At 42.2% G+C, this 23180-nt stretch carries 22 protein-coding genes, 1 pseudogene and 1 riboswitch; of the genes and pseudogenes, 11 read left to right on the top strand and 12 right to left on the bottom strand.

Translation table 11 applies throughout. The features are described 5' to 3' along the window. Nucleotides 1-3 precede the first annotated feature (3 nt). The 10 genes from fabD to AC0THY_RS12630 form a co-directional block, all read right to left on the bottom strand. Complete coding sequence (fabD, locus tag AC0THY_RS12675) at nt 4-933, bottom strand: ACP S-malonyltransferase (RefSeq protein WP_489990963.1); 930 nt, start codon at nt 931-933, stop codon at nt 4-6. Between the two features lie 10 nt (nt 934-943). After that, entirely contained in the window at nt 944-1870 is a 927-nt protein-coding gene (gene fabK / locus AC0THY_RS12670; protein ID WP_489990962.1) for an enoyl-[acyl-carrier-protein] reductase FabK, read from the bottom strand. A gap of 67 nt (nt 1871-1937) precedes the next feature. Then, nucleotides 1938-2171, bottom strand: a complete 234-nt coding sequence (gene acpP, locus AC0THY_RS12665) for an acyl carrier protein (RefSeq protein WP_489990961.1) — start codon at nt 2169-2171, stop codon at nt 1938-1940. Between the two features lie 205 nt (nt 2172-2376). Further along, nucleotides 2377-2511 carry a FeoB-associated Cys-rich membrane protein gene (locus AC0THY_RS12660; RefSeq protein WP_489994194.1) on the bottom strand — a complete coding sequence of 45 codons (135 nt, stop codon included), beginning with the start codon at nt 2509-2511 and terminating at the stop codon, nt 2377-2379. Nucleotides 2512-2563: 52 nt separating this feature from the next. Then, nucleotides 2564-4552, bottom strand: a complete 1989-nt coding sequence (gene feoB, locus AC0THY_RS12655; RefSeq protein ID WP_489990960.1) for a ferrous iron transport protein B — start codon at nt 4550-4552, stop codon at nt 2564-2566. Further along, nucleotides 4536-4775, bottom strand: coding sequence for a FeoA family protein (locus AC0THY_RS12650; RefSeq protein ID WP_489990959.1), 240 nt, complete (start codon nt 4773-4775; stop codon nt 4536-4538). Before AC0THY_RS12650 ends, feoB begins: the two co-directional genes overlap by 17 nt. Then, nucleotides 4772-6004, bottom strand: a complete 1233-nt coding sequence (locus AC0THY_RS12645; protein ID WP_489990958.1) for an FtsW/RodA/SpoVE family cell cycle protein — start codon at nt 6002-6004, stop codon at nt 4772-4774. Before AC0THY_RS12645 ends, AC0THY_RS12650 begins: the two co-directional genes overlap by 4 nt. 132 nt (nt 6005-6136) lie before the next feature. Next, nucleotides 6137-8677: a histidine kinase N-terminal 7TM domain-containing diguanylate cyclase/phosphohydrolase gene (locus tag AC0THY_RS12640; protein WP_489990957.1), complete on the bottom strand. Its 2541-nt coding sequence runs from the start codon at nt 8675-8677 to the stop codon at nt 6137-6139. Beyond that, complete coding sequence (locus AC0THY_RS12635) at nt 8670-10319, bottom strand: GH3 family acyl-acid amido synthetase (protein ID WP_489990956.1); 1650 nt, start codon at nt 10317-10319, stop codon at nt 8670-8672. The genes AC0THY_RS12640 and AC0THY_RS12635 overlap by 8 nt, the downstream gene beginning before the upstream one ends. After that, nucleotides 10316-10906, bottom strand: a complete 591-nt coding sequence (locus AC0THY_RS12630; protein WP_489990955.1) for a hypothetical protein — start codon at nt 10904-10906, stop codon at nt 10316-10318. The genes AC0THY_RS12635 and AC0THY_RS12630 overlap by 4 nt, the downstream gene beginning before the upstream one ends. Before the next feature lie 325 nt (nt 10907-11231). Between AC0THY_RS12630 and AC0THY_RS12625 the strand changes: the two genes are divergently transcribed. Genes AC0THY_RS12625 through AC0THY_RS12615 form a run of 3 tightly spaced genes read left to right on the top strand, consistent with a single transcriptional unit; the run spans nt 11232 to nt 12291 of the window. Continuing rightward, complete coding sequence (locus AC0THY_RS12625; RefSeq protein ID WP_489990954.1) at nt 11232-11423, top strand: spore coat associated protein CotJA; 192 nt, start codon at nt 11232-11234, stop codon at nt 11421-11423. Then, a complete protein-coding gene (locus tag AC0THY_RS12620; RefSeq protein WP_489990953.1) occupies nt 11423-12040 on the top strand; it encodes a spore coat protein CotJB in 618 nt (205 codons plus the stop codon). Before AC0THY_RS12625 ends, AC0THY_RS12620 begins: the two co-directional genes overlap by 1 nt. A 2-nt stretch (nt 12041-12042) precedes the next feature. Continuing rightward, nucleotides 12043-12291, top strand: coding sequence for a manganese catalase family protein (locus AC0THY_RS12615; RefSeq protein ID WP_489990952.1), 249 nt, complete (start codon nt 12043-12045; stop codon nt 12289-12291). Nucleotides 12292-12545: 254 nt separating this feature from the next. Here the strand turns inward: AC0THY_RS12615 and AC0THY_RS12610 are convergent, their stop codons facing one another. Next, the gene (locus tag AC0THY_RS12610) at nt 12546-12716 is read right to left on the bottom strand and encodes a hypothetical protein (protein WP_489990951.1); all 171 of its coding nucleotides are present in this window, start codon (nt 12714-12716) and stop codon (nt 12546-12548) included. A 309-nt stretch (nt 12717-13025) separates the two neighbouring features. Here AC0THY_RS12610 and AC0THY_RS12605 point away from each other — a divergent pair, with 309 nt between their 5' ends. Further along, on the top strand, nt 13026-14087 hold the full coding sequence (locus AC0THY_RS12605) for a tyrosine-type recombinase/integrase (protein ID WP_489990950.1): 1062 nt from the start codon (nt 13026-13028) through the stop codon (nt 14085-14087). A gap of 366 nt (nt 14088-14453) precedes the next feature. Here the strand turns inward: AC0THY_RS12605 and AC0THY_RS12600 are convergent, their stop codons facing one another. Beyond that, nucleotides 14454-14624 carry a DUF5348 domain-containing protein gene (locus AC0THY_RS12600; RefSeq protein ID WP_489994193.1) on the bottom strand — a complete coding sequence of 57 codons (171 nt, stop codon included), beginning with the start codon at nt 14622-14624 and terminating at the stop codon, nt 14454-14456. A gap of 409 nt (nt 14625-15033) precedes the next feature. Between AC0THY_RS12600 and AC0THY_RS12595 the strand changes: the two genes are divergently transcribed. The 7 genes and pseudogenes from AC0THY_RS12595 to AC0THY_RS12565 all read left to right on the top strand — a co-directional run bounded on the left by AC0THY_RS12595 (nt 15034) and on the right by AC0THY_RS12565 (nt 23155). Further along, nucleotides 15034-15672 carry a replication-relaxation family protein gene (locus AC0THY_RS12595; RefSeq protein WP_489990949.1) on the top strand — a complete coding sequence of 213 codons (639 nt, stop codon included), beginning with the start codon at nt 15034-15036 and terminating at the stop codon, nt 15670-15672. After that, nucleotides 15669-17084, top strand: coding sequence for a type IV secretory system conjugative DNA transfer family protein (locus tag AC0THY_RS12590; protein WP_489990948.1), 1416 nt, complete (start codon nt 15669-15671; stop codon nt 17082-17084). The genes AC0THY_RS12595 and AC0THY_RS12590 overlap by 4 nt, the downstream gene beginning before the upstream one ends. Nucleotides 17085-17130: 46 nt before the next feature. Then, nucleotides 17131-17991 carry a M48 family metalloprotease gene (locus AC0THY_RS12585; protein WP_489990947.1) on the top strand — a complete coding sequence of 287 codons (861 nt, stop codon included), beginning with the start codon at nt 17131-17133 and terminating at the stop codon, nt 17989-17991. Between the two features lie 348 nt (nt 17992-18339). Further along, nucleotides 18340-19971, top strand: coding sequence for a recombinase family protein (locus AC0THY_RS12580; protein WP_489990946.1), 1632 nt, complete (start codon nt 18340-18342; stop codon nt 19969-19971). Nucleotides 19972-20135: 164 nt separating this feature from the next. Further along, nucleotides 20136-20582, top strand: a pseudogene (locus AC0THY_RS12575) (manganese catalase family protein); the annotation flags it as partial. 5 nt (nt 20583-20587) lie between these two features. After that, nucleotides 20588-21088, top strand: coding sequence for a superoxide dismutase family protein (locus AC0THY_RS12570; protein WP_489990945.1), 501 nt, complete (start codon nt 20588-20590; stop codon nt 21086-21088). A gap of 88 nt (nt 21089-21176) precedes the next feature. Beyond that, nucleotides 21177-21344: riboswitch (Lysine riboswitch) on the top strand. Nucleotides 21345-21514: 170 nt separating this feature from the next. Further along, the gene (locus tag AC0THY_RS12565; RefSeq protein ID WP_489990944.1) at nt 21515-23155 is read left to right on the top strand and encodes a Na+/H+ antiporter NhaC family protein; all 1641 of its coding nucleotides are present in this window, start codon (nt 21515-21517) and stop codon (nt 23153-23155) included. The last annotated feature ends 25 nt before the right edge of the window (nt 23156-23180 follow it).

The raw sequence follows: 23180 nt of genomic DNA, 5'->3' as shown, positions 1-23180 counted from the left end.
TCCTCACTCCTCTTCCAGCAGCATGGAGGCCGCCTTATCCAAGTCTGCAAATTTCTCTATTTGAACACCCGCGGCGCTCCGGTCTATTTTTCTTAAAAATCCACTCAACGTTCTCCCAGGCCCGATTTCCACAAAGGTATCCACCCCATCCGCCAGCATGCGCTCCACGCTCTGCTGCCATTTTACGGAAGAGCTGACCTGTCTTGCCAAAAGCCCTTTTACCTCTTTTTTGTCCTTCACATAGTCTGCGGTCACATTGGTGATATAGGGTGTTTGGATCTCCTGGACAGGAATGTCTGCAAGCACCTTTGCAAGCTCTTCTCCTGCTCCCTGAAGCATCTGGGAATGAAATGGACCGCTCACGTTAAGGGAAACGATTCTCCTGGCTCCAGCCTCTTTCATGGCTTCGCTGGCCAGGGCCACTGCTCCCTCCTCTCCGGTGATCACGATCTGCCCCGGACAGTTGTAGTTGGCAACGGAAACGATCCCCTCCGTCCGGCTGCAGATCTCTGCAATCCTCTCTCCGTCCATGCCAATCACTGCAGCCATAGCGCCCCCTGTGGGAACTGCCTCCTGCATCAGAATCCCTCTCCGGCGCACCACCCGGAAAGCGTCCTCAGGGGACAGCACTTCTGAGGCCACCAATGCCCCGTACTCTCCAAGGCTTAGCCCGGCGTTGACCTGGGAACGAATGCCACGCTCTCTCACTGCCGCCAGGATTGCAGCCTCTGTGGCCAGCATGGCAATCTGTGTGTACTCTGTGATATTCAGATTTTCGTTCTCCTCAAAGCAGAGAGCTGGAATATCGATCCCAGTTACCTGGGCAGCCAGGTCAAAAACCTCTCTGGATGCCGCTGACTGCTCGTAGAAGTCTTGCCCCATTCCGATGTACTGGGCACCCTGCCCCGGAAATACAAACGCTATCTTCCTCATTTCATGTACCTCACTCTCTGTTCAGAAGCACTTTGGCTTCCGCCATGATCTCCTGAATGATCTCCCGGCAGCTCTGCTCCTTTTTAACCAGTCCTGCAATCTGTCCGGCCATGACGGTTCCGTTTACCACGTCCCCCTCCACTACCGCTTTTCTCAATGCGCCCAGTGTCAGATACTCCAGTTCCTCAAAAGAAGCGCCCTCTTTCTCCATCTGCAGGTATTTTCTGGTGGTCTGGTTTCTCAGAGAGCGCACCGGATGGCCTGTACTCATGCCAGTCACCTCTGAATCGATATCCCTGGCTTTGATCAGTCTGTCTTTGTAATTCTGGTGTACAATAGACTCATTTGCCACTACAAAACGGGTTCCCATCTGGACTGCCTCTGCTCCCAGCATCATCGCCGCCGCAAATCCCCGGCCGTCTCCGATTCCCCCGGCCGCTATCACAGGGATCTCCACTGCGTCCACCACCTGCGGAACCAGAGTCATGGTTGTCTGTGCACCTATATGTCCGCCGGACTCCATTCCCTCGGCCACCACAGCGTCCGCCCCATACTTTTCCATTCTCCTGGCAAGCGCAACGGAGGCCACAACCGGAATCACCTTGATTCCTGCATTTTTCCAGAGTTCCATGTACTTTTCCGGATTCCCTGCCCCGGTGGTGACCGCCTTCACGCCTTCCTCAGCTACCACCTGGGCAACCTCCGGCGCATAAGGACTCAACAGCATTACATTCACTCCAAAAGGTCTGTCCGTCATTTCTTTGGCCCTGCGTATTTCCTCTCTCACCACCTCAGCGGGAGCATTTGCTGCCCCAATCAAGCCAAAACCTCCGGCCTCGGACACCGCTGCCGCCAGACTGTGTTCCGCTACCCATGCCATTCCGCCCTGAATAATCGGTTGCTCTATTCCCAAAAGCTCTGTCACTCTCGTCTTCATACATATCCTCCTGTTTCCTTCGCTGTGATACCCTGCCCCGCCGGCAGACATAGTAAGAGGTGTGGTATTAAGCCTCCACACCTTTCGTCTTTAAGTAATCCATAACCTGGCCCACTGTAGTGAGACTCTCCAGATCCTCAGCAGGGATCTCCACATTGTACTCTTCTTCCAATGCCATAACCAGTTCAAATAAATCTAACGAGTCTGCTCCCAGATCATCTTTAAAGGAAGTAGCGTCCGTGATCTCTTCGGTTCCACAATTCAACTGTTCTGCAATAATGTCTTTCATTTTTTCCAACATGGTTTTTCTCCTTTATTCTGCATTTCTTTTATATATCAAATATTTTGATTATCAAAGTATAAAACAATATTTCATTCTTGTCAATATAGAATCTAAATAAAACGATTACAAGGTAACAGTTCAGCTAAGATGAGCTTTTACCTAACAAGGCCGCTGCAGTGTATGCCAGTTCAAGCATTTCACTCTGCAGCGGCCCCATGTTCTCTTACTTTCCGCACTTTCTACTGCAGGAGGAACATCCGCATCCGCAATTCCCCCTTTTTCTGTCTTTCACCTTCTTATATACAATAAAACCTGCGTAGGCAAAGATCACCACGCCAATTACAATGGTTGCGCCCATTTTCCTTCTGACCATCCTTTCTAAGCCAAATAAATGCATTTCACAAGCATCCTCATCCAAAAATTATGCTCCCTGCCTGGAACACAATCACAGCCATCAGCCATGCCAGCAGCAATTGAAATATGATCATCCCCAGTGTGAACTTCCAGGAATTCGTCTCCTTTTGAATAGTCCCGATGGTGGCCGCACATGGCACATACATCAGACAGAAAATCATAAGTGCATAGGCATTGACCGGGCCAAATCCTGCTGCCGCCATATTTTGGCTGATCTGGGCCATCCCTGCCGCTGAGTTGGCATTCCCCACTCCGTAGAGAACCGCAAAGCTGGAGACAACCACCTCTTTTGCAGATAACCCCGAAATCAAGGCCACCGCAATCTGCCACATTCCCAGCCCGGCCGGTACCAGCAACGGCACCAGATAGCGTCCGATCACAGCACCAAAGCTCTCCGACACATCGGTCACCATGCCGTTCTGATTGAAGTTCAGAATAAACCAGATGATGATGGAGGCCACAAAGATCGTGGTCCCCGCCTTTGTCAGATAATCCTTCACCTTCTCCCACACATATATGAAGATGGTGCGGGCATTGGGTGACTTGTACTCCGGAAGTTCAATCAGCAGTGACTGGGTGGACATATTTTTTCCAAGCCGGTTTGCAATCAGAGCAATGACGATCGCAGTTGCCATTCCGATTACATACATGGAAAACGCTGCCACCATAGCATATCTGCCGAAGAACATATCCGCAAACAACACATAGATCGGAAGCCTTGCTGAACACGACATAAAAGGGGTAATCAGGATTGTCTTTTTCCTGTCCTCCTCCCTCTCTAAGGCCCTGCTGGCCATAACAGCCGGAACTGTGCATCCAAAGCCCAGAATCATCGGCAGAAATGCCTTTCCGGAAAGACCCACCTTTCCCATAATTCCATCCATAACATAGGCAACTCTTGCCATATAGCCGCTATCCTCCAAAACAGCCAGAGCCAGAAATAGAATGAAGATATTTGGAAGAAAGGTGAGGATTCCGCCCACACCCGCTATGATTCCATCCACAATCAAAGAGATGAGCCAATCGGCTGTGTGCAGCCGGAGCAGCAGTGTGTAGACTGCATCTGAAAAAGCGGATAGACCTACCTCAAACACCCCTTTCAGAGCATCACCCACAAAAAAGGTCAGGAAAAATACAAGCGCCATGATTCCCAAAAAGATAGGGACTCCCCAAATGCTGTGCGTGAGCACCTCATCCACCCGGTCTGTGACAGCCGCCTTCTCGCTTTTGTAGAAAAGACATTCGTCCATCATTTCTTCTATGTAGTCATACTTCTGGTTGCTGATCTCCTTTGCATAGCTGTGCCCGGGCATCTGAACCTTCTTTTCATAGCGTTCTAGGACTTCCTCATCGTGCTCCAGAAGTTTAATGGCCGTCCACCTGGTATTGAAGGTGACATCCCCCTTCTTTTTCAGTTGGATTTCCAGATCCCATATTTTCTTTTCCAGCTCTTCGCTGTAATCAACCACATGACCTTTCGGCCCCTCTTCATAGTGGTGCACTACCGCGTGCAGCAGTACATCCAAGCCAGTGCGCTTCCTCGCGGACACCGGCACCACAGGGATCTCCCCCAGCAGCTCGGGCATACGGTGCAAATCCAGCTCCATTCCCCGTTCTTCCACAATATCCATCATGTTCAATGCCAGGATCACCGGTTTGCCCAACTCAAGCAGCTGCATCGTCAGAAAGAGGTTCCGCTCCATGGCGGAAGCATCCACAATATTGACAATCACGTCAATATCCTCCTCCATGATGCATTTCCTGGTAACCTTCTCCTCAATCGAATACGAGGTGAGGCTGTAGATACCCGGGGTATCCACCAGCTTTATAGGAGTCCCTTTGTATTCCGTCTGTCCTTCCTTTCGCTCTACCGTCACCCCAGGCCAGTTGGCCACCTTCAGATTCGCCCCTGTGTAGGCATTGAACAGGGTGGTCTTTCCGCAGTTTGGATTTCCCACAAACGCCACATTAATTGTCTTTTTCATCAAGCCGCTCCTTTGCAGATATCCCACCCGCCATCTCCCTGCCGAGAGCCCAACGGGTTCCTCTCACTTTAATAATGATAGCTCCCTGCTTTTTTTTATTGAGAATCCGTATCCTGGTTCCCTCAAATATCCCCAGAGATTCCAGCCTGCGCATTATATTTTCTTCCAGATCCAGGCCTGTCACCTGATACTCCTGTCCGATCTTTCCCTCTAATAGTGTCATCTGTATCCCCCAGCCTTCCTTGTCCTTTTATACTGTTCCTGCAGCTTTGCAACATCTTCCTCCTCACGGAACCGTATCTGCCTGGACACACTGAGGGCCAGAGCCATCTCGGCCATGAGAAACAAAATGGAGGTTCCACCGTAACTAACAAAGGGAAGGGTAATTCCCGTCGTTGGAATCAGGTTGATTACCACCGCAATATTCAGCACCACCTGAAGTGCAATGTGTGAAAAAATTCCTGTGGCAATCAGGGAGCCCAGCAGATCCGGCGCATTCTGAGCAATAAACATCAGTCTGTACAGCAGAAAGATAAACATCAGCGTCAGCATGGCCGCGCCAAATACTCCCAATTCCTCGCACACGATGGCGAAGATCATATCATTCTGTGCCTCCGGAACAGCTCCCAGCTTCTGCGTGCTGTTCCCAAGCCCTTTTCCAAAAAAGCCTCCGGAGCCGATGGCATAGAGCGCCTGCATAATTTGATAACCGCCCTTGCTGGCATATGCCTCAGGATCTATCCATACCAGGATACGGTTAAAGCGGAAATTTCCTCCAGCTCCCATGTTGGATACCAGATACCGCACTCCCACAACGGCTACAGCTATAAAGGCCGTTCCTCCAAGCACCAGCGGCTTTGATCTGGGATGCGTCACAACAAGGAGAATCACTGTAATGCCCGCTATAATAATCGCAGTGCTCAGATTGTCTGTAAACTTATACGTCAAAAAGGAGGTGACGGCCCCGAATCCCAACACAATGGCAGGAGCCTTCCACCCTTTCATATTTTTTCCGAGTTTGATAATCAGTACCGGCAGAAATAGGATAATCGCCAGTTTTGCCAGCTCGGCCGGCTGGAAGGACAGCGGGCCAATGTAAATCCATCTCTTTGCCCCATTGATTGTTCTTCCCACAAACTTTGTCATAAAAAGCAGTATATTTGCCACAATATATGTAAAGCTGGCAAACTTAACAAAAAAATGATAATCAATCTGTGAGAATACCAATACCATAACAATGCAGGCCGCGCTGATCCATGCCTGCTTTGCAAAATAATACATATCATCATTGAAATTAACCTGTGCTTCATAGGCACTGGTGCTGTATAACATGATCAGTCCAAAACAGGTGAGCAGGATCACGATTGCCAGCAAATTGTAGTCATAATACCTCTGAACCGCCGGCTTCCTCCTCTTCCTTGCTGTCCTGACTTTTCTGCTCTGTTGAACCATTCCATTACTCCTATCTCAGGCTTTGCCTATTCTCTGTGAAGTATCATACCACATCTTTTTAAAAAGGTCTACCGGACCTTTTATACATAGTCTGGCAAAAGTCTGTTCAGGGTTACTGTAAGGAAGTCCTTATCACTCCGAGGGCATTTGGTTCAAGGCAACTTTGATCTTATTTTCTAACACCAAATTTACAAAGATCGGAACCAGATTCGGATCAAACTGACGGCCCGCCTCTTCCTTTAAGATGCACAATGCCTGCTCCACAGGCATAGACCTTTTATAGCTTCTTTTTGACACCATGGCGTCAAAGCTGTCTACAATACAGAGGATTCTGGCCATGATGGGTATATTTTCCCCAGCGATTCTCCTGGGGTAGCCTTTACCGTCATAGCGTTCATGGTGGCCGATTACCGCAGGAATTACATAGTCCAGAGAGGGCAGGTGCCGGATGATGCCAATGGAATTTTCCACATGGCCTTTCATGATCTCGTACTCCTCCTCAGTGAGTATGCCGGGCTTATTAAGGATATTCTCGGGAATTCCTATCTTGCCAATGTCATGCAGAAGTCCGGCCTCCTTTACGATTTCAATACACTCACTGTTCAGGCCGTAAGCACGGGCCAGCTCCCCTGCATAATATGCCACATTCTTAGAATGGCTGAAGGTATAATGGTCCTTTGTGTCTATGGCTGCAGTCAGGGCATAGATCGTAGACGCATACTCGGAGTAAGCGCTGTCCTTGTAACCGCTCCTTCCCGCTTCCCCACCGCTGTTCTGGTTCTCTACCTCACCGGCTGAGTAAATCATAATGGCGTTTTTACCGGTATGCTTAACATGATACACAGCCATATCCGCATTGTAGATAAGCTCATCCATGGTGGAAGCCGTGTATGGGATCGCACAGATTCCACAGCTCAGTGTCAGCATTTTCAGTGCATAATTATCGGTCTTTGCATTTATGTTTTTGACCTGCCTGCAGATATTTTCCGTCAGATTCTTGGCAGAATAGATATCGTACTCCGGCAGAATGATAGCAAACTCCTTCCCGCTGTACCTGGCTACAAAGCCGTTCTCTCCCACACTTGCTCTAATAATCTGAGCAATCCGCTGCAGAGCTGCATCCCCCTTTTGATTGCCGTAGAGCTGATTGTACAGTTTAAAGTCATCAACATTTAAAATAACCAGAGCAAGAGATTTTTCGCCCAGCTTCGCGGTCTGTTCCATTAAAGTTTCTACAAAGCATTTGCGGTTCAGCAGACCTGTCAGTTCATCTCTCCTGGCCTCCTCATATGCCTTTTCATATAGCTTTGAATTTTTTACCGCAATGGAGCTAACGGAGTCCACAGAGATGAGAAAATTGATATCATCATAGGTATAGGGAGCTCTCTTCTGCTTCTCTGAGAGCATGACGATTCCCACCAAATCTTCCTCATCCTTTAATGCTACCAGACACTCAATCTTCCAGGCTGAAAGCTGCTGCTTTTCCTCCTCCCACATGGATTTGTACGCCACAGTCCGACGAAAATCCTTCATCAGCAGGCAGCCCTCTGACTTTTTGAGATACTCCACAATGGGATGGTCCCGCTTCATGGAAAAGGACTTTTTATCCAGCGGGCTGGCGCTGTGTATCATCTCGTAGTTCCCCTGCTCATTCTCTATACAGATATAGATTTTATTCACATCCACTGTCTTTTGTATTACATCCACCAGTTCCTGAAGAATTTCCCGAACATGCAGACTCTTCGAAACTGCATGGCTGAATTCCTTTAGGTTTTCCGACTGAATGATCTCTTCCCTGATAAACAACTGACTGAAAAACTTGCGCAGCAGCCAGTAAAACAGGATGGTCATCACCAACACTATGGTTGAAATCACCATTATGACTTTTGAACTGCTCAGGGAAAATTTCTCTACAAAAAACTCCTCCATGGGCTGAATGCTGTTGTAGGCAATGAGCAGCACCATCACCGCGCCTATAATATAGCAATTGGCCTTGGAAACCAGAAGAGTCAGCTTAAACAGATGCTTTCTGTACAGGGCGTAGAACAGGTAGTACGCATTGATCACTCCTGCCAGAATATCCGTGGGGAATCCTCTAAAAAAGGGTACAGTCAGGAGAAGATGGCCCACAAACAGTATAAAAATCCCAATAATAACAGGAGTCAGCTGTCTGGCTACCAACCTGTCATTCTGTGCCGCTCTCCAGATCACAGCTAAAATCTGTGCAATCATCAGCACAAATATGGCAAACAGAATTACCACTGTCCACTGAAAGTCATAGACAAATGCCATTCGGGTTGTCCCCGGTATCTTTACCGCCTCAGGGGGAGCCAGAAAGATTTCTGTTTTTAGATTCACAAGAAACAGTATGAGCAGAACAGCAAACCAGATCATCCGGCTCTTATTGCGCTTTCGCCCGATAAATTCTAAAATAAAGTTAAGGAAGGTAAAGAGCAGGAAGGCCAACCCAAAAATAGATATATGAAACCAAAATTCCATGGATGGCCACAGCTGCAGGCGCATGAAATAGGAGCCTCCTGTCCAAAGTATCATGGTAAACAGCAATCCCATAAAAGAGTAGATCAGTCTACTCTTTTTCGCCGCCACGAAGGCCATCAGTAAAAACGTATAGCAAAACAATGCCATAACGGAAATCCATCCATAATTATACATAGGACGCACCTCCCTTTCCCGGACGGTACTCCTCCTCCACTGCCTTTAGCAGTTGTGACACTTCCATAGAGGGGGGATTGACTCTTCTGGGCAGCACACCGTATTTCTCCTCATACACAGCAAAGGTTTTGCACCGGACAAGTGTCACCTTCAGTGGGTCCATCCCCAAAATCTTTTTTAAGTCTTTGTAATCCTGATCCAGATATTTAAAGTAAACACTCAAGTGTTCTTTGATAATTCGACAGCTTACGCCCCCGGTTATCAAAGCCTCCTTTTTCATCTCCATATACATGTGCAGCATAGGACGCCCTTTTTCCCCGTACTCTTTAAGGGCAATCCAGTTTTCCACCGCAAGTCCTGAGAGCTTTACCGCAGAATTTATGGAATTTTCAGTGATGCGCGTAAAGCCTGCAATATCTATAATGGTCGGAATCCGGTCCACATAGTGAAATCTGGGAATCCTCGTCTGATCTTCCTTATTGGTTAGGCCAACACAGCGGTACATATCGCCCACCCTGTATCTGGCAAAAGCCCCTCCTTTAAAAACTGTAATCACCAGCTCATATTTTTCTCCCGGCACCACCTGATCCATGAGAATAGTCCTAGGAACATAAGACGGATTTGCTAAATTCCGCTCCATCTCATTTTCAGGTATAAATTCATAAAAGCAGGCATCCGGAAAGAAATACATCCCGTCCCTGGTCCAGGTCTCTGTTCCAATACAGGTGGGCTCTGTACCCGCAAAGATTTCCATAGGGCGTACTCCCCACAACTCCTCTAAGTCATCTTTGTAACAATTATTATCCGTCCCTGCACACATAAAACCTTTTAAGTTAAACAAATCTTTTGGCATCAATTCCCTATTTTCCTCTTTGCATTTTTTTCTTGCAGAGATCAAACGCAAAATCATTGCCGGAGAAATACCTGATAGTTTGTCTTTGAGGCTCTTATCTCCGGAGGCGCTCTTTCCCTGCATAGCGCCAAGACTGAGGCTCACAAAATATGTTACGCTCCCCAGTCCGAAAAAGTACTCGATTCCCCGTCTCATACCCATCTTAAAACCTTTTTTATTCCTCTCACTAAAGGACATGTGAACAGCCTCCTCAACCGGCGGCAGAAAATTGATCCCGATCTCATCTTTAAAGAGAAGGGGCAGGATTCCGGTCGCGAAGGGCAGAGGAGCCAGCGCATATAAAATGTGGTATTTGGGATTTATATCAAAATGTCCCTTTTCCCGGCTGGAAGCCAGCATGAGACATGACATTACATTATTCCGATAGGTATCCAGCATACTTTTTGTATATGGCGCAACCTTTACCGGATTCATCCCGCCCTCCCAGGTTGTCTGAATCCAGAGAACCGCCTCTGCGGGAAGCATACTGCTCTCTTTCTGCAGCAGTATCTGTGCATAATCCTCGTAGGTAGTGAGGGGAACTATCTGCCGGAAATCTTCCACACCCTCAGGCTTTTTTCCCCTTAAAAACGTCTGTCCAAGAGGGCTATCGGACCAAATCTCAATCTGCTCCAACAAAAGCCTCCTCTGGATGCTCATAAACTCCTCCACGCTCAGGTCCAAAAAACCACAATACTCATCCCAAAGTGCCTGATTGTCTCCCTCTTTCAACTTCTCCTCAAATCTCAACGCGCCGTTCCCCCTCTCTCATCCTTCTTCCCACCAAGACATTTTTTGATGCTGCTCCGGTTAGGTACTAGAAAAGGTACCTGCTGCTTATATTCGTCATAGTTCTCAAACTGCTTTGGAAAAGACCAATGATCTTGAAAAAGCACATAGCACAGATTACAAAAGCTAAAAATCATCCCGCCTGCGAGAAGCCATCTATTCTCCAACGCCAGGCCGGCAAAGAGATAAAAAAAGAAAAACCACAGGACCCCGGGATGACGGCACAGACCGTATACTCCTGTATCACAAACCCCTGATTTTTCTTTGAATTCCTGATATGTATCATGAAAAGGAAGTGCAAAAAACAGTGTATAAACTAAGAGGCAGAAAAATAAAAACGCTGCCGCCAGCAACAAAATTCCGCCATAGACAAGCCCGCCCTTCAGCAATGACTTCCATGCAAGCAGACAAGTAGAGACCGCCACACAGATACAGCCAGCGGCAAAAGAACCATACAGAGCCTTTTTCTTCCAGACTACTGAATTGATATCATATAAAAAAAATAAAACAAAACCTAATATACCTCCAAAACAAACTACTCTCATCATCCCCATGAAAACTCCTATTCTGTCGAAACTTCTCTGCTTTCATTATTTTACTAAGATTGGTGAGTATTTGCAAGGAATATTTTGACAAACTGTTAAACTATGACAGTTTTGTTACTATTACCCCTATTCTTTTTGACATTTATGACAAATTTTCCAAATATTACCATAAAATTTCTTTGGTGATTTTTTTCACTCTTGCCAACTCAGATTTCGTACCGCTCCCGGGTCTTCTTTGGTCTGCTCTGTTTTTACACGATCGTTTCACCTTTCCCTGTACTTTTCATAGAATATTATGAAAGATAAATTATGAAAGGATCATAAATCTATGCAAAATTGTAAACCCTGCAGCTGCCAGGAACCGTCAATATATGAGTGCTTGGATAGACTGCCCATAGCTATGGGATATGTACCTATGCAGTCGTTTCATCATACTTTTGAGCTTGAAAAAGCACTTCAGGTAGGCACTGTTTTTCCTGAACTTTGTCAGCCGTTCTGCGGAAGGAGGTGCGTCCGCTGATGAATAATTGTCAGAGACCCTACCAGGCAAACGGTAACTGTAACTGTCAGATGAACCGGCCGGAACCGCGCCATATGAGACCAGATAACTGCCAGATGCACCAGGAACTGCATCAAATGAGACCGGATAATTGTCAAATGCGCCCGGAACCACGTCAAATGAGACCTAATAACTGTCAGATGCGCCCGGAACCATGTAAAATGAGACCAGATAACTGCCAGGCGCGCCCGGAACCATGTAAAACGAGACCAGATAACTGTCAGGTGCGCCCTGAACCGTGTAAAACAAAACCGGATCACTGTCAAATGAGACCAGAACCGGATTGCAACTGCAACTGCAATTGCAACACCAAACGCCCTCCTTCAAAAGCACAGATGCTGAACCATATAAATGAAGTGAGCTTTGCTGTAGATGACATCCTGCTGTATCTGGATACCCACCCTTGTGATCAGGAGGCTCTGGCTTTCTATCGGGAAAATGCAAAAAAACGCAACGAAGCACTGAAAGAATATGCAAAATATTATGGTCCCCTGACTATCGATACCGCTGTTGACTCAGACAGTGACTCCTGGGAATGGGTGAACCAGCCTTGGCCTTGGGAAGGAGGTGCCTGTTAGTTATGTGGAATTATGAAAAACGTCTGCAGTATCCTGTAAATATTACTACCCCCAATGCAAAGCTGGCACAGTTTATTATGAGTCAGTATGGTGGTCCGGATGGTGAAATATCTGCATCCCTGCGCTACCTGTCACAGCGCTTTACTATGCCAAACCGCAAAGCTATGGGAGTACTGAATGATGTCGGCACCGAAGAACTTGCACGTTGTTCATGTCAATCATTTTACAAGGTCGAAAACCCCTATTTTTAGGGCTTTTTCAGCATTTTTAATTTGCGCATTTTGCCTTAAAAAATGTTATGTAACCTTATAAAATCCATAAATTTGACTGTTTTTTATAAAAATTCTTCTTTTTAACACAAACGCACATTCTGGTTATTTCTTTAAATGTATCAAAAAATCCCCTATTCATGCTGGTTTGGTGGATTTTTATTTTTTTACTTTTTTCTGTCTGCACACTCATGATATAAATGTAATATAAATCATTCTAATAATTAAAAAAAGCCCTATAAATAGGGCTTTTCCTCTGTTTTATTCTTTTCACTTGCTATCAGTATATAATTGCATAAATCTTTAAATGCTTCTTGCTTTTTTTCTAATACTTCTTTTTGAGTTGGTATAAAATCGTCATATAATTCTATTTTTGTTGCACCACTCAAATACTCTTTTATTTTCAAGAACATCACCCCTAAATAACTTTTATTCACAGGTATTTGTCCATTATGTTTTATTTTTATAAAAGAAATTGTAAATTTGTTTTGTTGGTTATAAGTACAAACCGTATAAACATATAAAAAAATAAGAGGTGTAAAACCCCTTATTAATTCGTGAAGTTGTTTACTTCACGACATAACTTTTTTATATATTATCAAAGTTATTCTACAATAATTGGCAATATTTGTCAATCTTTTTACGGAAATTTTTTTGGATTTTATGCGAAAACATGATTTTCATATGCTTTAAATGGTATAGAAAGGGGTAAGGAATTGAGAACAGGCGAAAACATCAGAAAGCGAAAAAACGGACGTTGGGAAGCCCGTATTTACGATATCCATACAAAGAAATACCATTCTATCTATGCAAAGACGTACCAAGAAGTAAAAGAACGAAAAAATGAGTATATCAAAAGCAAAGAACAGCCTTTGGTTACTTCTCCAGAAACAATAGAAACGTGTTTCTTATCATGGTTGAATGATATAAAACCCCTTGTGAAGCAATCTACCTTTGCTAAATACTATGATATCGCCCACAATCATATCATTAACCATTTGGGGGCAATCAAGCTGAATAACCTGAAACAAGAAGATATTAATTATTTCATTAGGCAGAAAGTAAAAGACGGTTTGTCCAGCAAAACTATTCAGGATATTATCTGCGTTTTCAAGCAAGGAATAAAGCCCCATAACATGTCATTCATCTATAAGTTGCCTAAAACAACGAAAAAAGAAATTAAGCTTTTACCAGAAAACGAATATAAAAGCCTTGTTCATTATTTGCTGATTGGCACAACACCAGAAAAAGCTGGTGTATTACTTGCATTGATGTGTGGTTTACGCATTGGGGAATTATGTGCTTTGAAATGGCAGGATATTGATTTAAAAAATGGAGTGTTACACATTACAAAAACTTTGCAACGAATTAAAAATACAGATATGAAAACAGATAGGAAAACCAAGATTGTTATAGATACTCCTAAGAGTGTTAAATCATTGCGTACTATTCCACTTCAACAACTCTTAATTGAGAAGCTAGAACCTTTACAGCAAAAAACTGATATGTATTTTTTAACTTCTACTCCCCATTATATGGAGCCTAGAGCCTACCAAAAAAAGTATGAAGAAATATTGAAGAATTGTCATATAGAATATATCAACTTTCATGCTTTGCGACATACTTTTGCAACCAAAAGTATGGAATGTAATATGGATATCAAGTCATTAAGCGAAATCTTAGGACACTATGACGTAAAATTCACCATGAGCCAATACGTTCATTCTAGTTTTGAACACAAAAAAAGCCAGCTTGAAAAGCTAACGCAAATTTTATAAAGGGTAAAAAAAGATGTAAAAAAAACAGAGATGCCGCAACTATGCGGTTTCTATAACAAAATTCTCAGAGTAAACAACTTCACGAACATACAAGGCAAACAATCCTAATAATTTTAAAACGTGTAAATATTTACAATACCTATTAATTTTATTATGCCCCAAATTTTATATATTATCCGAAATCAATAAGTAAATCCAAAGTATTACAATCCCAAAACCATTTGGTTTTACTTATTGACTGTGAATTTTTTATTTTAAATCTTTTGTTAAGGGACTAAAATTAAAAAATTTTAGTCCCATCTCCATTTTTTGTTGCAAGAAATAAAGTTGTTACTTAACAACCTTATTTCTTTTTTTCAATAAGATTTAATATCTTACTATTAGGTGGTTTAACTCATCACCCTTGAGTTTGCTGTAAACAAGATACCAATCGTTGTAGTATTCAATTCTATCTTTAGACCAATTGTGGTTTATATATACCTCAAATACTTCGCCACAATGTAACCCCTCAATTATCCAATAAGTTGAGTTTTTTATTCCATTTTGCTGGCTTGTTTCCTATGTTCTTATACCTGTTCCAAAGGGTGTTCTAAATTACTTACTACATGCATAATAGTGTAAAAAGCAAAACCACCGCCGGAATGCCATACAACTGCTATATTTTTTCCCATGATGATCTTGTGTGGTCTTGGCTTTCACCCAAGACCACACAAGATCATCATGGGAAAAAAATAATAATATTAATATTATTATCTATATTGTTGTATGGTATCCCGGCGGTAGTTTTGTAGTTGTGTGTGTATGTATGTAGTAAGTTGTTGTTGTGTAGTACGGTAGTAAGTAGTAGTTAAGTTAGTAAGTGTAAGTAGTAATAAGATAAGAAGATATAATAAGATTAGTTTGTAAGTTTTATTTTAATATTTATATGTTGGGTGTGGTGTTTTTTATGGTACTAGTTGAGAGAGATTTTAAAATTTTACGTTTACTCTATGATTGGGAATTTTGTCTAGGCAGACAAATAAGAGAGTTAGCTGGCTTTTCTGGACAAAGGGCAACAGACCGCAGGCTAAAGAAATTGAGAGATGAACAGCTAATTGACCGTAAGCGTGTTTTGTACGGTGTTCCGTCTTTATATACGGTTACGAACACAGGCAAAAAGCTGATAGGTGCAGATGTGAAGCACGATACTAAAATACGCATTGATTTAATCAATCACAATATAAATGTCATTGATACGGCTATTTATATTTTAGATAAATATAAAATTTCTTATGAAAGTATGACAACAGAAAAGACATTGCATAAAGCCGACGGTTTTGGTAAACGCAGGCATAGACCAGACTTTATTTTTTTTCATTCTGATAAAGTCTATTGCGTTGAAGTGGAATTGACTTTGAAAGCTAAATCACGCATGAAAGCCAATCTAAAAGATAATTATTTGGACTATGACTATCAATTGTGGGTTGTGCCTAATCATCAAGGAAAAATTCTTGAAATTCTTCGAGAATGCAAGGACCTCTATCCTAACATCTATACAGTTCCATTAGAGGAGGTTATAAAGCATGTACATAATGAACTTGATTGAACGGAATACAAAAATACAGTTCCTTTTTTCTTCCTGTTTGTATTGTTTTGGCACTTGCTATCATAATCTATGAATTAAGTAAGCAAATTCAAATTAACAAGTTTTTTCGTTTTTATAATTTGCGAAAGGAGTTGAAGCAAATCCGCAAAGAACAGCAAACTATTAGAAAAGAGATAAACCTAGCAGATAAAACGCTAATTGGAACAGCCACAGGACACAGAAAAGTATATACTAAAGATGACGGCAAGCATTTTCTTATTTGTGGCACAACTGGTTGTGGAAAAACGGTAACTTTATCAAATTTCCTAAATACTGTTTTTGAAAAAGGATACCCAGCACTTTTTGTTGACGGCAAAGGGGATATTTCCAAAGGCTCTGTTCTTGAAATTGTTAAACAGCTAAATGAAAAATACGGCAACAAGAAAACAGTTTATGTTGTTGATATGAACGACCCGGAAAACTCTGATTGTTATAACCCCTTTAAAGGTACAAATGCAACAATTGTGAAAGACATGTTAGTCAATATGACAGACTGGACAGAAGAACACTATAAAATCAATACAGAACGCTATCTGCAATGTGTTATCTCTCTGATGATAAAAGCAAACTTAACAATTACACTGAAAGAAATTATCAAGTATATGCCTATTGAAAAATTTATCAAGTTTAGTGCCGAACTGTATCGAAAAGACATTATCACAAAAGAACAGCACATAGAAAATAATGAAATAGCCGAAACATCCGGGAAAATTGCCAGTAATTCGATTGCCCGTTTCTCCGTTATGGCGGAAAGCCACATAGGGCAGATATTTGCCAATCAAGGGATTGATATTTATACCGCTTTAAAACAAAATGCTATCATTTTGTTTATTCTTGACCCTCTCTCCTATCCTGAATTAAGTCCAAAGCTGGGGCGATTAATCTTGATAGACAGCAAAAAGGCAGTTAGCAGGTTATATCGTGAAAGAATGAATAGGTGTTTTTTTCTTTTTGATGAAATTAACGTGTATGCGTCAACTGCTCTATTAGATTTGTTGAACAAAAGCCGTTCCGCAAATGTTACTTGCTTTTGTGCGTGTCAATCCCTGTCTGACCTTGATTTTGCCGTAAATGAAACATTTAAGTGGCAAGTAATTGAGAATTGTAATAATTACATTGTACAAAGGCAAAATAGTTCCACAAATGCGGAAAACTGGGCAAATATACTAGGAACACGTCAAACGCTTGATATGACTTTTCAATTAGAACAAAAAGGAAGAAATACAAATGAAACAGGTTATAGCTCTGCAAGGAGGGTTAGAGAATACCTGTATCATCCTGATACTATAAAAAGTTTAAAAACAGGTGAAGCAATCTATATGTCGAAAGATACGAACGTGCATACTAAATTAAATATACATAAGCCATTTTAAAGTTTAATACTGTTTTTCTATGAAATAGTTAAAGGGGGCTAATTATATGAAGTTTGTAAAAAGCAATTATATTTATTTGATATGGTTTATTTTGTATTTCAGTATTTTATGGGTATTCTTAGGGGCAAATTCAACTTCATTTGCTTATTCATTCGTTGTGTATGCTATTTCTATCTCTATCGCATTATCACCCGCAGGTGAATGGATTTTACGTGTTTTTGAGGGTGCCAGAGAATTACGGACAAATGAAGAAAAGCAATACTTGTTACCAATCTTTGAAGAAGTGTATCAAAACGCATTAGAAGAAAATCCAAAACTTTCAAAGAATATTAAGTTGTTTATCATTGATGCAAATTTTGTTAATGCTTTTGCCATGGGAAGAAATACGATTGCTGTAACAACTGGTGCAATGCAGACTTTTTCACCTGATGAGTTAAAAGGCATACTTGCTCATGAATTTGGACACATTTCCTATGGACACACAAAAGCATTGCTTCTTTCTGTGGTAGGCAATGCGATTTTTTCAATCCTGGTACTCATTGTAAGAGTGTTTGTGTGGGTTTGTTCTCTCCTATCTGCTATTTTTGCTCATACCTCAATTGTTGTTCTTATCATCAATGTTTTGAGTATCCTATTTAAAATGTTGTTAGAGGTATCCATATTTGTATTTCTGTATGCCGGGCAAGTCATATTATCTTTAAATAGTAGAATGAACGAGTTTGAAGCCGACAGTTTCGCCAATAAAGTTTCTTATGGCCAAGAATTATTATCCTCTCTTTATTTGTTACAAAAGTTAAGTGGCTCTCAAAAAATGACAGTCAGAGAAAAAATGACAGCTTCGCACCCTCATATAGCAGCTAGAATTGAAAGGCTGGAGGGCTTTCAGGAACAAGAAATACTTGTGTAGCCATAATAAGTCCATAACCCCTTAGTAACGAAAATTGCTTAAATAAAAGAATGTGATCTACTATTGCATAGTCGATCACATTCTTTTATTAAGCATATAATGCGTGAAAGGGTTATGGACATAAAAGCAAAGTTTCTTACCTGAAAATTGTGCTTTCTATTGCTTTCCGAAAGATAATATATGCCAGAAACAATGTCAAGGGCAAGTAAATTCGCTACGCTCACCCTTGACATTGTTTCTGGCATATATTCAATGTTAATCAAGCAATTGTAAGCCTTGCCATAAGCCAGGGGGCTTACAAATATAACTTTATAAAAATGCATATAATTTAGAAAGGTGGTAATGATTATGAAAGAAAATGACGTATTGCATTATTTGGCAAAAGACAGGACAAAAGAAGTTGTAAATTTTATTAATGAAACCGAACATAATTGTGCTTATTTGAGAAAGTCCAGAAAAGACCGTGAAGCAGAATTAAGGGGGGAAGATGTTTTAAAAAGACACCATGAAATATTGGATAATCTGGCTAAACAAATGGGTAAAAAGATTGATAAAGTTTACCCTGAAGTTGTTAGTGGTGAAAGTATCAGCGATAGAGAAGAAATGCAAAAACTACTGTCAGATGTAGAAACTGGTTATTGGGATAATGTTTTTGTCGTTGAAGTAGAACGTTTGGCGCGTGGTGATACAAGAGACCAAGGACTAGTAGCAGAAACTTTCAAATACAGTAATACAAAAATTGTAACACCTATGAAAACCTATAACCCTTCTGACCCAAACGATGAGGAATATTTTGAATTTGGTTTATTTATGTCAAGGCGAGAATATAAAACCATTAATAGACGTCTAAATGCTGGTAGGATTTCAAGCATTAATGAAGGTAAATTTGTTGGTAATATACCGCCATATGGGTATGATAGAGTTAAAATAGAGAATGCCAAAGGTTTCACTTTGAAACCTAATGACGAAGAAGCCAAAATTGTACAATTAATTTTTGAGAAATATGCAAATACTGATATTTCTATATCTGGGTTGGCTAGATTGTTAAATGAAATGAACGTTAAATCAAGAAAAGGAAAAGAATGGAGTTTAAGCACTGTAAAAGACCTATTGTGCAATCCAGTATATGTTGGTATTTTACGTTGGAATAATAGAAAAGCTGTTAAAAAATGCCTAGACGGTGAAATCATTACAACAAGACCAAGAAACAATGGCGATGATGTGATTTATTCAAATGGTATTCATGAACATCTTATAACAGATGAATTATACTTAAAAGCACAAGAAAAGCGTAAAAGATTGCAAAAAAATGTAAAGATTGATTATAGCTTGAAAAATCCCTTTGCTGGACTTCTGTTTTGTGAAAAATGTGGTAAGCCTTTGACTAGAAGACCTTATACTAATCCTAAAATGGAAACAGGTTTAATATGCACAACAAAGGATTGTAATAATATCTACTCAAAATTCAAGTATGTTGAAGAAAAAATTTTAATTGGCATAAAAGACGTTCTTGAAAGTTACCCTTTAGAAAATTCAAATAATTCTAAGTTTTTCAAGAATGAAGCCTCACATTTGAAAACCTTAATCGATATGAAAGAAATTGAAATAACAAAAGTCCAGAATAAGCAAGACATAATTTTTGAAGCATATGAGGACGGAACTTATACTAAAGAAATGTTTATCAAACGAAATAATAGTATAGATAAAGAGTTAAGGGAAATGAATAAGGTTTTAAACAATCTTAAATCACAGCTAAATGCAATTGAAGAAAAATCAACAGAATACTTGGAATTTTTGCCAAAGTTAAAAAATGCATTAGATTTATATACCGTAGATACTACAACAATTACACAAAAAAACAAAATGCTATCCGAACTAATCGAAAAAATTACATATTTAAAAACAACGCCAGCAATCAAAAAAAATTCTGACCCTTACGATTTTACAATTAAAATATACTTAAAGCTACCTGAAAAATAAGTATTGCGTTTTTTAAATAGTTGCAAAATTGCAAAGTACCTTTTTAATGACCAATTACAAAACAACTCTATTATAAATAATTCTTATACAATTCTAAAGAAAATCAAAATCGTGAAACCCTTTAAAATCAAGGCTTTCCGAACCATTGACATGAACAACGTGCAGAAGAACTGGCCCACTTGGAAATCGTCTCTACCATTGTCCATCAGCTTACCAAAAACCTATCTATGGAAGAGATCGAACAGTCCGGTTTAGGCCCTTACTATATTGACCATACCGTTGGAATTTGGCCCCAGGCAGCTGCCGGTATCCCCTTTAATGCCTGTGAATTTCAGTCCAAAGGCGATCCAGTTACAGATCTCTTTGAAGACCTGGCGGCAGAACAGAAAGCCAGAAGCACCTACGATAACATTCTCAGGGTTGTAAGAAATATTCCGGAGGTAGCAGATCCGATCCGCTTCCTTCGCGCACGCGAGGTTGTTCATTTCCAGAGATTTGGGGAAGCTCTGCGCACAGTTCAGGAAGAACTTGACAGTAAGAATTTCTATGCTTACAATCCCAGCTTCGATGCCCCCACATCCTGCAGCTGTGAGTCTTCCTGCCGGAAATAATGCCTATGAGAAAAGAATTGAATGATGCCCTGAATGTTATCGTACAGATGCCGCCCGAAGCATACGCTTTTGTCTACGGCAGTGAAGCATACCCTGATATCACTGGTACACTCTACTTCTATCCCCTCTGGGACGGGACTTTAGTTATCGCAGATATTTCAGGACTTCCTGATATGAATGAAGAGTGTTCTGAACGGATTTTTGGCTTTCATATCCATGAGGGTATCAGCTGCACAGGCAATGAGGAGGATCCATTTTCCAATACCGGAGCCCATTTTAACCCCAGACAGTGCCCCCATCCGGAACACGCCGGAGACTTTCCGCCCCTGTTTGGAAATGAAGGCTACGCACTGACAATGTTTTATACAAACCGCTTTTTTCCTGAGGAAGTAATAGGCCGCACAGCTGTCATTCATGATATGCCTGATGACTTCCGGACGCAGCCCTCCGGGGACTCGGGAGCAAAGATTGCCTGCGGAGAAATAAAGGCTAATGAGCACCGTTAAACACCTGTTTTATCTTGCCATCCCTAACCATCCATGATAGAATAAGGTATCAAAAAGTCGGTTTTTCAAATATTCTGGAGAACCAAAGCAAAATGATAGAGGCGCAGGATTCATAAGTACCGAACAGCTACGGCAGGGCAGCTGCTGTGAGGGAAAGGGGATACTGCCGAAGGGTAAGCGTGACGCCCATTCACCATCCCTGGGATATTGTAAAATATGCAATATACTGTCACGTTTGTGGAGCGCTATCATCGGTGAGGACATTGCAAATGTTACTGCCGTACATGTGCCTGTTTCCGCAGACATATGTACGGCTTTTTACATCCCAGAGTATCCAAAGCAGGGCGCAGTGGCGCACTTTCTGTGTTCTATATATGAAGCCTGCGCATCTGATTTTTGCAAAATACGGAAAGAGAGGTATGATTTATGCAAAAAACAACGAAACGCAGACTGGCAGCGTCCGCCTTTGTCCTTCTGGTGCTGCTTGCCGCCTGGGCCTTCCCTGTGCTGGCCGCTGCCGATGAAGCTCCTCAGCCTGCCATGTACGCCACATTCTGGGCTCTGGTTCCTCCTTTGGTGGCCATTGCCCTTGCCCTCATAACCAAGGAAGTCTACAGCTCACTCTTTGTGGGAATCCTGGTGGGGGCTCTGTTCTACTCAGGCTTTGGGTTTGAGAAGACTGTCACCCATATGTTTGAGGACGGATTTATCAGCGTGCTCTCACAGGCCGGAAATGTGGGTATCCTGATCTTCCTGGTTATCTTGGGAGCCATGGTTTCCCTGATGAACAAGGCAGGCGGTTCCGCTGCCTTTGGACAGTGGGCCAGCAGCCATATTAAGACACGCATCGGCGCTCAGTTGGCAACCGTTGTTCTGGGTGTGCTCATTTTTATTGATGACTATTTTAACTGCCTTACTGTGGGAAGTGTGATGCGTCCAGTAACGGACAAGCACAATGTATCCAGAGCCAAGCTCTCCTACCTGATCGATGCCACAGCCGCTCCAGTCTGTATCATTGCCCCTATCTCTTCGTGGGCTGCAGCTGTCACCGGATTTGTGGAAGGGGAAGATGGATTGGCGCTTTTCATCCGTGCCATTCCTTACAACTTTTATGCCCTGCTTACCATTGTTATGATGATTGGCTTGATTCTCCTGAAGGTAGATTTCGGCTCCATGAAGCTCCATGAAGACAATGCCATGAAGGGAGACCTTTATACAACTCCTGACCGCCCTTATGCCAATGTGTCGGACAGTGGCTCTATCAAAGGCCGCGGAAAGGTTATAGACCTGGTTGTTCCCATTTTTTGTCTGATCCTTTTCTGTATTGCAGGTATGGTATACACAGGCGGTTTCTTCAGCGGAACGGATTTTGTAACCGCTTTTTCAAACTGTAACTCCTCCCTCGGTCTGGTGTTGGGTAGCTTTTTCGGCTTTGTTTTCACCGTAATCTTTTATATGGTTCGCAGGGTTTTGAAATTCCAGGAATGCATGTCCTGTCTGCCGGAGGGCTTTAAGTCCATGGTTCCAGCCATCCTGATTCTTACCTTTGCCTGGACCTTAAAAGCTATGACCGACAGTCTGGGAGCTGCCGCTTTCGTGGAAACTTCCATGAAAGAATGTGCAGAGGGGCTGATGACCATGCTTCCTGCCATTATTTTCCTGGTTGGCTGCGGTCTTGCATTTGCCACAGGAACCTCCTGGGGAACCTTTGGTATCCTGATTCCCATTGTAGTCTCCGTATTCAGCGGCAGAGACTACAACCTTATGGTAATGTCCATTTCTGCCTGTATGGCAGGTGCTGTATGCGGCGACCATTGCTCACCCATCTCCGACACCACTATCATGGCTTCCGCAGGCGCCCAATGTAACCATGTAAACCATGTTTCCACTCAGCTACCCTATGCAATCAGCGTTGCTGTCATATCCTTCCTGTCATACTTGTTTGCCGGCCTGCTGGCTAATTTTACCTCTATGACATGGCTGGGACTGCCTTTTGGCATTTTGCTGGTACTGATCTTTTTAATCGTTTTAAAGGTTCTTCACAACCAGAAACTAAAAATATCCTGAGATATTGTATAATAGTTACAGTAAA

It is taken from the genome of Ruminococcus sp. 8Y-12, from assembly GCF_058119865.1.
Note: the sequence above shows the minus strand (reverse complement) of the source record. Positions and strands in the feature narration are given on the sequence as shown.

Bases quoted from the DNA above. Each gene is read 5' to 3' on its own strand.
- AC0THY_RS12645 (WP_489990958.1), bottom strand. From the start codon at position 6,004: ATGGTTCAACAGAGCAGAAAAGTCAGGACAGCAAGGAAGAGGAGGAAG.
- fabD (WP_489990963.1), bottom strand. From the start codon at position 933: ATGAGGAAGATAGCGTTTGTATTTCCGGGGCAGGGTGCCCAGTACATC.
- fabK (WP_489990962.1), bottom strand. From the start codon at position 1,870: ATGAAGACGAGAGTGACAGAGCTTTTGGGAATAGAGCAACCGATTATT.
- AC0THY_RS12615 (WP_489990952.1), top strand. From the start codon at position 12,043: ATGTGGAATTATGAAAAACGTCTGCAGTATCCTGTAAATATTACTACC.
- AC0THY_RS12585 (WP_489990947.1), top strand. From the start codon at position 17,131: ATGAAGTTTGTAAAAAGCAATTATATTTATTTGATATGGTTTATTTTG.
- AC0THY_RS12660 (WP_489994194.1), bottom strand. From the start codon at position 2,511: ATGGGCGCAACCATTGTAATTGGCGTGGTGATCTTTGCCTACGCAGGT.
- AC0THY_RS12595 (WP_489990949.1), top strand. From the start codon at position 15,034: ATGGTACTAGTTGAGAGAGATTTTAAAATTTTACGTTTACTCTATGAT.
- AC0THY_RS12570 (WP_489990945.1), top strand. From the start codon at position 20,588: ATGAGAAAAGAATTGAATGATGCCCTGAATGTTATCGTACAGATGCCG.
- AC0THY_RS12580 (WP_489990946.1), top strand. From the start codon at position 18,340: ATGAAAGAAAATGACGTATTGCATTATTTGGCAAAAGACAGGACAAAA.
- AC0THY_RS12640 (WP_489990957.1), bottom strand. From the start codon at position 8,677: ATGTATAATTATGGATGGATTTCCGTTATGGCATTGTTTTGCTATACG.
- AC0THY_RS12650 (WP_489990959.1), bottom strand. From the start codon at position 4,775: ATGACACTATTAGAGGGAAAGATCGGACAGGAGTATCAGGTGACAGGC.
- acpP (WP_489990961.1), bottom strand. From the start codon at position 2,171: ATGTTGGAAAAAATGAAAGACATTATTGCAGAACAGTTGAATTGTGGA.
- AC0THY_RS12565 (WP_489990944.1), top strand. From the start codon at position 21,515: ATGCAAAAAACAACGAAACGCAGACTGGCAGCGTCCGCCTTTGTCCTT.
- AC0THY_RS12630 (WP_489990955.1), bottom strand. From the start codon at position 10,906: ATGATGAGAGTAGTTTGTTTTGGAGGTATATTAGGTTTTGTTTTATTT.
- AC0THY_RS12620 (WP_489990953.1), top strand. From the start codon at position 11,423: ATGAATAATTGTCAGAGACCCTACCAGGCAAACGGTAACTGTAACTGT.
- AC0THY_RS12625 (WP_489990954.1), top strand. From the start codon at position 11,232: ATGCAAAATTGTAAACCCTGCAGCTGCCAGGAACCGTCAATATATGAG.
- feoB (WP_489990960.1), bottom strand. From the start codon at position 4,552: ATGAAAAAGACAATTAATGTGGCGTTTGTGGGAAATCCAAACTGCGGA.